Source organism: Streptomyces phaeolivaceus (genome assembly GCF_009184865.1).
In the GTDB taxonomy this organism is placed as follows: domain Bacteria; phylum Actinomycetota; class Actinomycetes; order Streptomycetales; family Streptomycetaceae; genus Streptomyces; species Streptomyces phaeolivaceus.
In genome coordinates this window covers 2238831-2251660 of sequence record NZ_CP045096.1, presented here as the reverse complement: position 1 = coordinate 2251660, position 12830 = coordinate 2238831, and the positions used below count along the sequence as shown (strand labels likewise).

Below are 12830 nucleotides of genomic sequence, written 5' to 3'. Positions count from 1 at the left end.
ACGTGCGAGGGCGCGCGGGAGTGCCCGCGACTCCTCTCCGAAGGTACGGGGGACACCCCTCGCGGTGTCAGTGCCGAGGCATAGACTTCGACGCTGTCCCCCCAGACTGTCAGCAGCCCGTGGGGAAGCCGTTCACGCCTGTTTCCCCTGTGACCCCTGGAGGCCGAAGCCGTGTCAAAGCCGCCGTTCACGCACCTGCACGTCCACACCCAGTACTCGCTGCTGGACGGTGCCGCGCGGCTCAAGGACATGTTCAACGCGTGCAACGAGATGGGCATGACCCATATCGCCATGTCCGACCACGGCAACCTCCACGGGGCCTACGACTTCTTCCACACCGCGAAGAAGTCCGGCGTCACCCCGATCATCGGCATCGAGGCGTACGTCGCCCCCGAGTCCCGGCGCAACAAGCGCAAGATCCAGTGGGGCCAGCCGCACCAGAAGCGGGACGACGTGTCCGGTTCGGGTGGTTACACGCACAAGACGATCTGGGCGGCGAACAGAACCGGTCTGCACAACCTCTTCAAGCTCTCCTCGGACGCGTACGCCGAGGGCTGGCTGCAGAAGTGGCCCCGGATGGACAAGGAGACCATCTCCCAGTGGTCCGAGGGGCTCATCGCCTCCACCGGCTGCCCCTCCGGCGAGCTGCAGACCCGGCTGCGCCTCGGCCAGTTCGACGAGGCGGTGAAGGCGGCCTCCGAGTACCAGGACATCTTCGGCAAGGACCGCTACTTCCTGGAGCTGATGGACCACGGCATCGACATCGAGCACCGGGTCCGCGAGGACCTGCTCCGGGTCGGCAAGAAGCTCGGCATCCCGCCGCTGGTGACGAACGACTCGCACTACACGTACGCGCACGAGGCGACCGCCCACGACGCCCTGCTGTGCATCCAGACCGGCAAGAACCTCTCCGACCCGGACCGCTTCAAGTTCGACGGCACCGGCTACTACCTGAAGTCCACCGACGAGATGTACGCCGTCGACTCCTCGGACGCCTGGCAGGAGGGCTGCGCCAACACCCTGCTGGTCGCCGAACAGATCGACACCTCCGGCATGTTCGAGGCCAGGAACCTCATGCCGAAGTTCGACATCCCCGAGGGCTTCACCGAGGTCACCTGGTTCCAGGAGGAAGTCCGCCTCGGCATGAACCGCCGCTTCAACGGCAACGTCCCCGAGGACCGCCAGAAGCAGGCCGAGTACGAGATGGACGTCATCATCCAGATGGGGTTCCCGGGGTACTTCCTCGTCGTCGCCGACTTCATCATGTGGGCCAAGAAGCAGGGCATCGCCGTCGGCCCCGGCCGCGGTTCCGCCGCCGGTTCGATCGTCGCGTACGCCATGGGCATCACCGACCTCGACCCGATCCCGCACGGACTGATCTTCGAGCGGTTCCTCAACCCCGAGCGCGTCTCCATGCCCGATGTCGACATCGACTTCGACGAGCGCAGGCGCGTCGAGGTGATCCGGTACGTGACGGAGAAGTACGGCGCCGACAAGGTCGCCATGATCGGCACCTACGGCAAGATCAAGGCGAAGAACGCCATCAAGGACTCCGCGCGCGTGCTGGGCTACCCGTACGCGATGGGCGACCGGCTCACCAAGGCGATGCCCGCCGACGTCCTCGGCAAGGGCATCGACCTGAACGGCATCACCGACCCCTCCCACCCGCGCTACAGCGAGGCGGGCGAGATCCGGTCGATGTACGAGAACGAGGCGGACGTCAAGAAGGTCATCGACACCGCCAAGGGCGTCGAGGGCCTGGTCCGGCAGATGGGTGTGCACGCGGCCGGCGTGATCATGTCCAGCGAGCCCATCGTCGACCACGCCCCGATCTGGGTGCGGCACACCGACGGTGTGACGATCACACAGTGGGACTACCCGCAGTGCGAGTCGCTCGGCCTGCTGAAGATGGACTTCCTCGGCCTGCGCAACCTCACGATCATGGACGACGCCATCAAGATGGTGAAGGCCAACAAGGGCATCGACCTGGAGATGCTCTCCCTCCCGCTGGACGATCCCAAGACCTTCGAACTGCTCTGCCGCGGTGACACCCTCGGCGTCTTCCAGTTCGACGGCGGCCCCATGCGCTCGCTGCTCCGCCAGATGCAGCCCGACAACTTCGAGGACATCTCCGCCGTCTCGGCCCTCTACCGGCCCGGCCCGATGGGCATGAACTCGCACATCAACTACGCGGAGCGCAAGAACAAGCGCCAGGAGATCACCCCGATCCACAAGGAGCTGGAGGGCCCGCTCGAAGAGGTTCTCGCGGTCACCTACGGCCTGGTCGTCTACCAGGAGCAGGTGCAGAAGGCCGCCCAGATCATCGCCGGGTACTCCCTCGGCGAGGCCGACATCCTCCGCCGCGTGATGGGCAAGAAGAAGCCCGACGAACTGGCGAAGAACTTCGTCCTCTTCCAGGCGGGCGCCCGGAAGAACGGCTACAGCGACGAGGCCATCCAGGCCCTGTGGGACGTCCTGGTCCCGTTCGCGGGCTACGCCTTCAACAAGGCCCACTCCGCCGCGTACGGACTCGTCTCCTACTGGACCGGCTATCTCAAGGCCAACTACCCGGCCGAGTACATGGCCGCGCTGCTCACCTCGGTCAAGGACGACAAGGACAAGTCGGCGGTCTACCTCAACGAGTGCCGGCGCATGCGCATCAAGGTGCTCCCGCCGAACGTCAACGAGTCCGAGCACAACTTCGCCGCCCAGGGCGACGACGTGATCCTCTTCGGCCTCGAAGCCGTGCGCAACGTCGGTACGAACGTGGTCGAGTCGATCATCCGCAGCCGCAAGGCCAAGGGGAAGTACGCCTCCTTCCCCGACTACCTCGACAAGGTCGAGGCGGTCGCCTGCAACAAGCGCACCACGGAGTCGCTGATCAAGGCGGGCGCCTTCGACACGATGGGGCACACCCGCAAGGGCCTCACCGCGCACTTCGACTCGATGATCGACAACGTGGTCGCGGTCAAGCGCAAGGAGGCCGAGGGCCAGTTCGACCTCTTCGGCGGCATGGGCGAGGAGGAGAGCGACGAGCCCGGCTTCGGACTCGACGTCGAGTTCACCACCGACGAGTGGGAGAAGACCTATCTCCTCGCCCAGGAGCGGGAGATGCTCGGACTCTATGTCTCCGACCACCCCCTCTTCGGCCTGGAGCACGTGCTCTCCGACAAGGCCGACGCGGGCATCGCCCAGCTCACCGGCGGTGAGCACGCGGACGGCGCGGTCGTCACCATCGGCGGCATCATCTCCGGCCTCCAGCGCAAGATGACCAAGCAGGGCAACGCCTGGGCCATCGCCACGGTGGAGGACCTCGCCGGTTCCATCGAGTGCATGTTCTTCCCGGCGACCTACCAGCTCGTCTCCACCCAACTCGTCGAGGACGCGGTCGTGTTCGTCAAGGGCCGCCTCGACAAGCGCGAGGAGGTGCCGCGCCTGGTCGCGATGGAGATGCAGGTCCCCGACCTGTCCCACGCGGGCACCAACGCACCGGTGATCCTCACCATCCCGGCCACCCGCGTCACCCCGCCCATGGTCAGCCGGCTCGGTGAGATCCTCACCCACCACAAGGGCGACAGCGAGGTCCGGATCAGGCTCCAGGGCCCGACCAAGACGACCGTGCTGCGCCTGGACCGCCACCGAGTGAAGCCGGATCCGGCCCTGTTCGGCGATCTGAAGGTGCTGCTCGGCCCGTCCTGCCTGGCCGGCTGAGCGGGGCCCGGCGGACCCGGACGGACCGACGGGCGCGTGGAGCGCGAGGGGCGCATCCGATGCATCGGATGCGCCCCTCGGTGTGCTCGGGCCTCAACAGCCCGTCCCGCCATGTCAGTTGTGACCGAAGCGCTTCTGCCGACCCTTGCGGGCCATGTCGCCGGGGGTCACCTGGGTCGCGCGCTGTTCGGCCTGCGACTCCAGCGAAGACTGCTGGGCCTCCTGCTGACCACGCTCGGACTGCGGCTGCTTACGGTCCTGCTTCTTGTTCTTGGCCATGGTGATCTGCCTCCTGAAGGGGGTCTAGGGGCCAGGGCCGCGACCAGACTCACATAGCATGACAGGGCGCGCATTTCGGAAAATCACCGTCCGTGACGAGAGTTGTCGGACCGTGTGCCGTACGGGAGGGGGCGCGCGGCGCACACGCCACGCCGAAGATCGAGTTCCGGCCGTTAACCTCCGCGCGGTCGGGCAGACTCGAAGGAAGCCCGAAGCAAACCTCCCGGAAAGAGGGTGGATCGCGTGGACCGCTGCATCGTCCTGGTGGACGCCGGGTATCTGCTCGGCGCGGCCGCCAGCCTCCTCGCCGGGGAACCCTCCCGCTCCCGCATCACCGTCGATCACGCCGCCCTCATCCAGGGGTTGCGCGAGCGCGCCGAGGCCGACACCGAGCGGCCGTTGCTGCGCATCTACTGGTTCGACGGCGCCCCCGACCGCGTCCCGCAGCCCGAGCACCGCCGACTGCGCGTGATGCCCCGGGTCACCGTCCGCCTCGGCGCGCTGACCCGCAGCGACGGGCGCTGGGCGCAGAAGGGCGTGGACGCCGCCATGCACGCCGAACTCACCGAACTGGCCCGCAATCGCGCCTGCTCCGACGTGGTCCTGGTGACCGGCGACGGCGATCTGCTGCCGGGCATGATGGCCGCCAAGGAGCACGGCGTCGCCGTCCATCTGTGGGCCGTGCAGGCCGCCGACGGCGACTACAACCAGTCCGAGGACCTGGTCGCCGAGGCCGACGAGCGGCGCGTGCTCGACCGGATCTGGATCACCAAGGCGGTACGGGCCAAGGACATCGGCGGCGTCTGCGCACCGCAGCCGGTGCCGCGCCCGGAGATCGCCGCGATCCTCTCGGCGCCGCTGCCCGAGTCGGCCCTCGCCGCCGCCGCCGAGCGGCAGACCGGGGAGCCGGAGCACGCCTCGGCGGCGGGCGCCGGACGCAACGGCGCCGACGAGCGGGCGGCCACCTCCAAGGGCGTACCGACGCCGAAGGATCTGGCGGCGATGCGCGGGCCCGGAGCGCACGCCGTGCAGCATCCGACGACCGCGACTCTGCGGTGGTCCTCCGACAAGGGGTGGGTGGACCGGCCCGGGGGCGCGGCGGAGCCGCCGGAGGCGGCGGCCATGCCGACGCTGGCGCAGCTGACGACGGCGGAGCAGCGATGGGCCGACCGGGAGGAGGACATCACGACCGTGGGGGGCGACCCCTTCGAGGTCGGACAGGTGTTCGCTCGACGGTGGATGGCGCGGCTGACCGACCAGACGCATCTGCAGAAGCTGTCGACGATGTATCCGCGGGTGCCGCATCGGGTGGACGGGGAGCTGTTGCGGTACGCGGCGCGGTTCGGGCTGCTGGCGCACAAGGACGACCAGATCGATGAGCACGATCGGTATGCGATCAGGGCCGGGTTCTGGCGGGAGATCGACGCGCGGACGGGGGTCGAGCACGCGCCGGCGGGGGAGCGTTAGGGGCGCCTGGTAGCTCGGGGGCGCCTGTTCGCGGGCGGGCGCGCGTTCGTTGTGGCTGGTCGCGCAGTTCCTCGCGCCCCTGAGGGGCGCGGCTGGGGTGACCCGGCGGAAAAACCGTGCCCCCGACCCCGTAGGCTCGTCCCTCGTGAGTACGCGTACCGCACAGGCGATCCGGCACGGTGGGGATGTCGTGTGTGCTGTGCGGGGGCTCACCAAGACGTATCCGGCGACCCGGGGACGGCGGGGTGCGCCGGGGACCCCCGAGGTACGCGCCAACGACGCGGTGGCGCTGGAGGTCCGGCGCGGCGAGATCTTCGGACTGCTCGGGCCCAACGGGGCGGGCAAGACCACCCTCGTACGGCAGCTGACCGGGCTGATGCGGCCCGACGACGGCACCGTCGAGATCCTGGGCCACGACATCGTGCGGCACCCCGAGCGGGCCTCCCGGATCCTCGCCTACCTCGGGCAGGAGTCGACCGCCCTCGATGAACTGACCGTGGCGCTCGCAGCCGAGACCACCGGACGGCTGCGCGGCCTGGAGGTACGGCGCGCGCGGGCCGAGCGGGACGCGGTGCTGGAGGAGCTGGGGCTGACCGAGCTGGCCTCACGGCCCCTGAAGAAGCTGTCCGGCGGACAGCGACGGCTCGCCTGCTTCGCCACCGCGCTCGTCGGGGAGCGGCCCCTGCTCGTGCTCGACGAACCCACCAGCGGCATGGACCCGGTGGCCCGGCGCGCCGTATGGGCCGCCGTCGACCGGCGGCGCGACCGGTCGGGCACCACGGTCCTGCTGGTCACCCACAACGTCATCGAGGCCGAGACCGTGCTCGACCGGGTCGCCGTCCTCGACGAAGGGCGGGTCATCGCCTGCGACACGCCGACCGGACTGAAGGAGCAGGTCGCGGGCGAGGTCCGCGTCGAGCTGGTGTGGCGGGAGAAGGCCCCGCTGGACGTGCCCGAGGTCGCCGCGCTCCGCCCGCGCGCCGTGGAGTCCGGACGCCGCTGGACGCTCCGGCTCGCCCCCGAGGAGGCGCGCGCGGTGGTGGCCACCGTCACCGGCGGCGCTGCCTTCGTGGCGCTCGACGACTTCACCCTCGCCACGCCGAGCCTGGAGGATGTCTATCTGGCCCTCGGCGGCAGCGCGGGCAGCGCACAGGGACTGGTCAAGGGGTGAGGGACGCGGGCGTGAGCCGGAGAACAGTCGAAGCGGACGTGAACGGCAGGGCTGCCGCAGCCGTACGAAAATGGGCGACAGCCGAAGCGAAGGGGAGCAACTCGACGTGAGTGTCGTACCCGCCGAGATCCTGCCGGGCAAGGCCCTGGCCGTAGAGCAGCGCGTGGAGCGCGGAGCCGCCGAACTGGGGCCCCGCGCGCGCCTGTGGCCGGCCCTGTGCGCGGTGTACGTGGCACAGCTCTCCCGGGCGCGGGTCGCACGGATCCCCCTGCTCTTCGTCGCCACCTTCCAGTCCGTCGGGATCATGATCCTGATGCGCGGAGTGGTCGACGGCGGGGCCGAGGCGCACGCGGTGGTCGCCGGTTCGGCGGTGCTCGTCGTCGCCTTCGTCGCGCTGAACCTGCTGGCCCAGTACTTCGGGCAGCTGCGCTCCAGCGGCGGCCTCGACCACTACGCGACGCTGCCCGTGCCGCCCGCGGCCGTGGTGCTGGGCGCGGCGGGCGCGTACGCCTCCTTCACCGTCCCCGGCACCGTCGTGACCGCCGTCTTCGGCTGTGTCCTCTTCGGGCTGCCGCTGACCCACCTCTGGGTGCTCGCCGCCGTGATCCCGCTCGCCGGGGCCGCGCTCGCCGGGCTGGGCGCCGCGCTGGGCCTGCTCGCCCCGCGCCCGGAACTCGCCACCGTGCTCGGGCAGCTCGGCATGTCGGCCGCGCTGCTCCTCGGTGTGCTGCCGGCCGACCGGATGCCGGGCTTCGTCCGGTTCGCGCGGGACCTGCTGCCCTCGACCTACGGTGTGGAGGCCCTCGCACGGACCTTCGAACCGGACCCCGACTGGGCGTTCGTGCTCGGTGACCTCGCCGTGTGCGCGGGCGTCGGGGTCGTCTCGCTCGCCGTCGCCACCTGGGCGTACCGGCGGGCCGCCGTCCGGTGACGCGGCGCACAGCCGCGCCTGGCACGATGGCAGGGTGACCGCACCGTTGACTCCCCCTCCGCCGCCGCACAACCAGTCCCCGAACGACCCGTGGGCAGCACCGCCCACCAGCGGTGGGGGCGAGTCCGCGCTCTGGTACGAGCCGGAGAAGCCGGCCGGGCCCGGACTGCGGACCGAGCTGATCGAGGCCGCCGTCGCCACCGTGGTCATGGCCTTGCTCGGGGGCGCGCTGCTCGGTCTTCTGTGGTGGTGGCTCGCGCCGCACGTACCGCTCGTCTCCGACGGGTCGGCGGTCTACTTCAGGGACACCGAGGGCGAACAGGCCGTCGGGGTCGACGGGACGTTCACGCTGCTGGCCCTGGGCGCGGGTGCGCTCAGTGGGCTCGTTGTCTTCCTGCTGCGCCGGCGCGGCGGGGTGCCGCTGGTCGTGGCGCTGCTGGTCGGCGGGCTGCTGGGGGCCGTGCTGGCGTGGCGGCTCGGGGTGTGGCTCGGGCCCGAGACGGATGTCGCGGCGCGGGCGAAGGAAGTGGGGCAGGGGGTGACGTTCTCGGCGCCGCTGAAGCTCGCGGCGAAGGGGGCGTTGTTGGCGTGGCCGTTGGCGGGGCTGGTGGTGCACCTCGGGTTGACGGCGTTGTTCGGGCCGCGTGATCCGGAGCCGCTGGAGCACGAGTCGATGTTGGGCGCCTCATAGCTCGGGGGTGCGGGTTGCCTGGCGGCTGGGGGTCCGGTGGGGCTTCTCGCGCAGTTCCCCGCGCCCCTGAAAAGCAGGGGCTGCGCCCGCTGCTTTTCAGGCCCGCGGCCCCGTCGCGCTTTCAAGCCCGCAGAGGGCTGGTCTTCCAGGCCCGCAGGGTCTGTTCTTTCAGGGGCGCGGGGAACTGCGCGAGAAGCCCCACGGGACCCGCAGCCGACGTACTCGCCGCGGCAGCCAAGAACGCTACGCGCGCCCGATGGGCGCGAACACCGCCTCCGTGAGCGTCAGCAGATCCCGTGGGGACAGCTCGACCTCCAGACCGCGGCGCCCGGCGGACACGCACACCGTGGCGTGGGCGTCCGCCGACACGTCCAGCACCGTGCGGAGCTTCTTGCGCTGGCCGAGCGGGGAGATACCGCCCCGCACATACCCCGTCGTGCGCTCCGCGAGCGCCGGGTCGGCCATCGCCGCCCGCTTGCCGCCGACCGCCGCCGCCAGCGACTTCAGGTCCAGCGACCCCGCCACCGGCACGACCGCGACCACGAGCGCGCCGTCCACGTCCGCCACCAGGGTCTTGAACACCCGCCCGGGCGACACGCCCATCGCCTCGGCCGCCTCCTCGCCGTAGGACGGATGCGCCGGATCATGCTCGTAGGCGTGCACGGTGAACTCCACGCCCGCCGTGGTCAGAGCCACCGTCGCGGGCGTGCCACCCCCGCCCGACTGCTGCTTCTTCGCCTTCTTCGCTATCAGCCTTCGCTATCGGTCTTCGGCATCGGTCCTCGGTTTCAGCCTTCTCGCGTGTGCCGGTCGGGATCATCGGGATCACGGGATCAGTTGAGGCTCGTCGGCCCGCGGGTCAGCTCCGACGCCGGCAGCGACGGCAGGCTGCGGATGATCGCCGACTCCGCGCGCAGCAGTTTCAGCTCGTCGCGCAGCCGGGACGCGGTGTCCGGGGCCTGGAGGAGCCGCTGCTTGGCGGGCGTGTCGAGCATCATCGCCGCCGCGATGAGATACGACACGACGGCCGGCTCGTCCGGGAGGTCCGCCCCCGTCGACAGCGAGCGCTCCCGGGCACCCGCGAGCCGCTTCTGGTACTGGCGGAACGCCCGCAGCACACCCTCGGCGAGCGCGCCCGCCTCGTCCCCGGCGTCCTCCGGCAGCTCCTCCAGGTCCGCCACCAGGAACGGCCCCGAGGCGTCCACCGAGAGCAGGCGCACCCGGCTGGTACCGGTCGCGAGGACCTCGAACGTGCCGTTGTCGCGCTCCCGGATGGTCGCCGCGTCCGCGATACAGCCCACGGAGTGGAACGCCTTCGTCGGCTCGTCGCCGAAACCGGCGGTCGGCCCCCGCTCGGGCAGGGCGGTCGGATCCGGCATGCCGGGGGCGCTCTGCGCGACCTCGTGGCCGTCGCGGATGGCGACGACGGCGAAGCGGCGGGGTTGGTCCTCGGGGGTCTTCAGCAACTCGCGCATCATGGCGCGATAGCGCTCCTCGAAGATGTTCAGAGGAAGCACGAGCCCCGGGTACAACACCGAGTTCAGGGGGAAGAGCGGCAGCCGGACGGTGGTCACGAGGCCAGAGCCTAATGGTCGTCGGGGCGCGCGCGTTCGCCCGTATTCGTTTGGTGACCTCAGGTGAGGCCTATCCTTCGGCCCGCGCAGGCCGCTCGGGCCGTGCGCGCAGCGGCATCGAGCACGCCACCTCCAGCCGTACGCCGTCCCGCAGCTGGAGGAACTGGCCCAGCGGATCGTCCGACACCCGGTCCCACGGGAAGGACGTGGCGTACGGGCCGATCATGCGCAGCTGGGCCAGGGCGTCCGGCCAGCGCTCCAGGCGGACCAGGACATAGGTCAGCAGATTGCGGACCTCGGCCGGCCAGGGGTCGCCGAGCGCGTACTCGGCGGAGAGCGCGATCGCGCCGTCCGCCGCCTCGTCCAGCCGCCCGCGCGGGATCACGGCACCGCCGCCCTCGGTGAGGTACGAGAAGGCCGCCCGGACCGGCAGGGCGCGGACGAGGGAGCCGGGGAGGGCGTCCTCGGCAGCCCGCTCGGCGAAGTCGAAGCACTCGCGGTGCGAGCCGTACCAGGCGGCGGAGAGGTACTTCAGGGCGGAGACATGGCAGCCGTAGTGGTGCGGGGAGCGGCGGACCGCCTCCGCCCACAGCCGCTCGAAGCCGGCGTGGCCGAGGCCCGTGCCCCGGGCGTGGTCGAGGGCGATCCGCCAGGGCACCGGATCGCGTGGCTCGCCCTCCGCGGCGGCAGCGATCAATGGATTGACCTCGCGCAGCAGTTCGACCCGGGCGGGGGAGTGCCAGCCGCGCGCCACCGCCAGCTCGGCCTTGATCAGCAGCACGTCCGGGTCGTGCGGGGCGGCCGTCTGCCAGGCCCGCAGCCAGGCGTCGCGCGCGTGGCCGAAGGCGGCGAGCCGCAGCGCGTACCGGTCGCGGCTCTCCCACTCGGCGGCCTCCCGGGTGGTCGCCAGCAGCTTCGCCGCGGGCGCGTACTCACCGCGGCCGGCCGCCACCAGCACGGGGCCGAGCCGCTCGTCGGGGGCGTCGAGCAGCACCTCGTCGTCGGCGGGCAGTCCCGCGGCGAGCCGTGCGGTGTGGCGTGCCATCCGGGCGGTACGGACGAGCGCGCGCAACGGATCCATGGCGCCGTGCCCCCTTCGCGCCTAAACCGGCGCCGCGCTCGCGGACCGGGTGCTCACCGTCGTGGTTTCGCGGTTGATGGTTTCGGTACGAAGACGGTGCCAAGACGGGTCAGGTTGTGTGCTTCCCAGATTAGGTCCGGTTCGCTGGGCGTTTCCTGGGCGGAACCTGTCAGTTCCTGCTCAGCAGCCGGGTGGCGCCCGCCGCGACCGTCGTCGCGAGGATCCAGCCCAGGATGATCACCACCGCGGCCAGCCACTGCCAGCCGCCGCGCAACTGCCAGTAGCCGACCTGGCCCAGGTCGATGACCGGCAGCAGCAGATCCAGGGCGAACAGGGAGGCACTCCAGTTCGGATGCTCGCCGCTCTTCATCGGCGGATGGTGGGCGTGCGAGAAGGCGTACGAGGTCAGCGCCCACAGCACCGCCATCCACACCGCGGCACGGCCCGGCCGGTACCCGTAGGCGACCGTCCAGTCCTGCGCGTAGCCCCAGAGCTTGGCCGCGAGCGGCAGGTTCTCCCGCCGGTGGCGCTGCTTGGCGAGGAGCACCTCGCGGGCGCCCTCGTCGTCCCCGCCGGCCCGCAGCACGGTCGCCAGCCGCTCGTACGGCTCCGGGCTGTACTCGGCGGTCGCCGCCGCCACCCACTCCAGCCGTCTGGCCAGCGGGAACCCGTCGCGCGGTACGAGGGTCTCGTACTGGAAGCCGCCCATGTGGAGGTTGCCGGGACCGGGCCAGCTGTCCGCCCTGTCGATCAGGACGCCGACGCGGGCCCCGGACAGGACGACCTTGCCGCGCTCGGGCTTCTCGCCGAGGAAGCGCAGCTCGGGCACCTGGACGCGGCGCAGCGACAGCTCCTGGTCGTCCGTGAAGGTGAACCGGGCGCGCTCCAGGTCGACGGAGTCGCCGAACCGCCCGTCGTCCAGCCGGATCCCGCCCTGGCACTCGAACCGCTGCACCCGGGTGCCGCGCGCGGGCGTGCTGCCGCTGGTGTGCAGCGGATTGCCGACCCCGGCCGGGGTCAGATAGAGCGTGCGTTCGACGGTCAGCTGGGGTGCGTTCAGGGCCAGGCGGTCGTACGGGTTGGCCAGCCGGCTGCCGCGCAGACTGAGCGAGGCACCGACGGTCGCGCCGCGCAGACTCAGCTCGCCGTGCGACTCCAGCATCTCGGCCTGGACGTCCTGGGCGACGGTCAACCCGTCGGCGGAGAGCGAGCGGCCGTGCCGGTCGCGGTAGACGATCGCCTGGTTGAGCAGCAGATCCGTGCCGATATGGGCGTCCGCGAGCCGCACCCCGTTGTGGAACCGGCAGCGCGGCAGATGCAGATCGCCCTCCGTGTGCAGCCGGGCCGCCTCCAGCCGGGGCACCGAGCAGTCCACCAGCCGCACGGTCGTGAACCGGGCCTCCGGGACCAGGATCTCCTTCTCGAACCGGCAGCCCCGCAGCTCCACGTACGGCACCACCTGGCCGCCCGCCAGCTCCAGGACACCCCTGATCTGGACGCCGACCAGCTTCAGCGCGGACACCCGCCCGGCCAGCGCGGGCGGTCCGTCCAGCAGCAGCCAGGCCACGATCCGGGCCCGTACGCTCCGCTCGGGCCCCCAGGGGTGGCCGCCGTGCGGATCGTCCACCGCGATGTCCCCGTCGCGCAGGTCGTACACGCTGCCGTTGCGGAACGCCTGCCACATGCCCGCCTCGGCGGCCGTCAGATCGTCCGGCAGGTCCCCGTCGTCCCGGATGCCGGGCCCCTCACTCACTGCGCTTCCTTCCCCCGTCCCTCACTCACGTGTATGGCACAACTGGTCACTCGGGTGATGCCCGCTGTGTCACCTCTCGAACACTGAACGTGAAGAGGATCTTCCGCGTTCCCCGCTGATCTGTATCAGCCATTGATACGCGCGAACAGTGGCCTGCGGAGGTCTGAGAGAA

10 protein-coding genes are annotated in these 12830 nt (G+C 71.0%); 5 read left to right on the top strand and 5 right to left on the bottom strand.

Features of this window, described 5'->3' with window-relative positions:
• Positions 1-171: 171 nt before the first annotated feature.
• On the top strand, positions 172-3711 hold the full coding sequence (gene dnaE / locus F9278_RS10595; RefSeq protein ID WP_152168090.1) for a DNA polymerase III subunit alpha: 3540 nt from the start codon (positions 172-174) through the stop codon (positions 3709-3711).
• 114 nt (positions 3712-3825) lie between these two features.
• Here dnaE and F9278_RS46110 read toward each other — a convergent pair whose 3' ends face one another.
• Positions 3826-3990, bottom strand: coding sequence for a hypothetical protein (locus F9278_RS46110; RefSeq protein ID WP_086755445.1), 165 nt, complete (start codon positions 3988-3990; stop codon positions 3826-3828).
• Between the two features lie 243 nt (positions 3991-4233).
• Here F9278_RS46110 and F9278_RS10590 point away from each other — a divergent pair, with 243 nt between their 5' ends.
• The 4 genes from F9278_RS10590 (at position 4234) to F9278_RS10575 (ending at position 8250) form a co-directional block, all read left to right on the top strand.
• A complete protein-coding gene (locus F9278_RS10590) occupies positions 4234-5457 on the top strand; it encodes an NYN domain-containing protein (RefSeq protein WP_152168089.1) in 1224 nt (407 codons plus the stop codon).
• Between the two features lie 145 nt (positions 5458-5602).
• On the top strand, positions 5603-6628 hold the full coding sequence (locus F9278_RS10585) for an ABC transporter ATP-binding protein (RefSeq protein ID WP_152168088.1): 1026 nt from the start codon (positions 5603-5605) through the stop codon (positions 6626-6628).
• A gap of 70 nt (positions 6629-6698) precedes the next feature.
• Positions 6699-7559 carry an ABC transporter permease gene (locus tag F9278_RS10580; protein ID WP_152168087.1) on the top strand — a complete coding sequence of 287 codons (861 nt, stop codon included), beginning with the start codon at positions 6699-6701 and terminating at the stop codon, positions 7557-7559.
• Positions 7560-7593: 34 nt separating this feature from the next.
• Positions 7594-8250 (top strand): DUF2567 domain-containing protein, encoded by a 657-nt coding sequence (locus F9278_RS10575; RefSeq protein ID WP_152168086.1) that lies wholly within the window; start codon positions 7594-7596, stop codon positions 8248-8250.
• A 243-nt stretch (positions 8251-8493) separates the two neighbouring features.
• Here F9278_RS10575 and ybaK read toward each other — a convergent pair whose 3' ends face one another.
• The 4 genes from ybaK to F9278_RS10555 form a co-directional block, all read right to left on the bottom strand.
• Positions 8494-9000, bottom strand: a complete 507-nt coding sequence (gene ybaK, locus F9278_RS10570; RefSeq protein ID WP_152168085.1) for a Cys-tRNA(Pro) deacylase — start codon at positions 8998-9000, stop codon at positions 8494-8496.
• Positions 9001-9083: 83 nt separating this feature from the next.
• Positions 9084-9824: an LON peptidase substrate-binding domain-containing protein gene (locus tag F9278_RS10565; protein ID WP_152168084.1), complete on the bottom strand. Its 741-nt coding sequence runs from the start codon at positions 9822-9824 to the stop codon at positions 9084-9086.
• 70 nt (positions 9825-9894) lie between these two features.
• Positions 9895-10905 carry a hypothetical protein gene (locus tag F9278_RS10560; RefSeq protein ID WP_152168083.1) on the bottom strand — a complete coding sequence of 337 codons (1011 nt, stop codon included), beginning with the start codon at positions 10903-10905 and terminating at the stop codon, positions 9895-9897.
• 169 nt (positions 10906-11074) lie between these two features.
• On the bottom strand, positions 11075-12658 hold the full coding sequence (locus F9278_RS10555; RefSeq protein ID WP_152168082.1) for an oxidoreductase: 1584 nt from the start codon (positions 12656-12658) through the stop codon (positions 11075-11077).
• Between the last annotated feature and the right edge of the window lie 172 nt (positions 12659-12830).

Coding starts and splice junctions, on each gene's coding strand:
- F9278_RS46110 (WP_086755445.1), bottom strand. CDS start 3,990: ATGGCCAAGAACAAGAAGCAGGACCGTAAGCAGCCGCAGTCCGAGCGT.
- F9278_RS10580 (WP_152168087.1), top strand. CDS start 6,699: ATGGGCGACAGCCGAAGCGAAGGGGAGCAACTCGACGTGAGTGTCGTA.
- F9278_RS10560 (WP_152168083.1), bottom strand. CDS start 10,905: ATGGATCCGTTGCGCGCGCTCGTCCGTACCGCCCGGATGGCACGCCAC.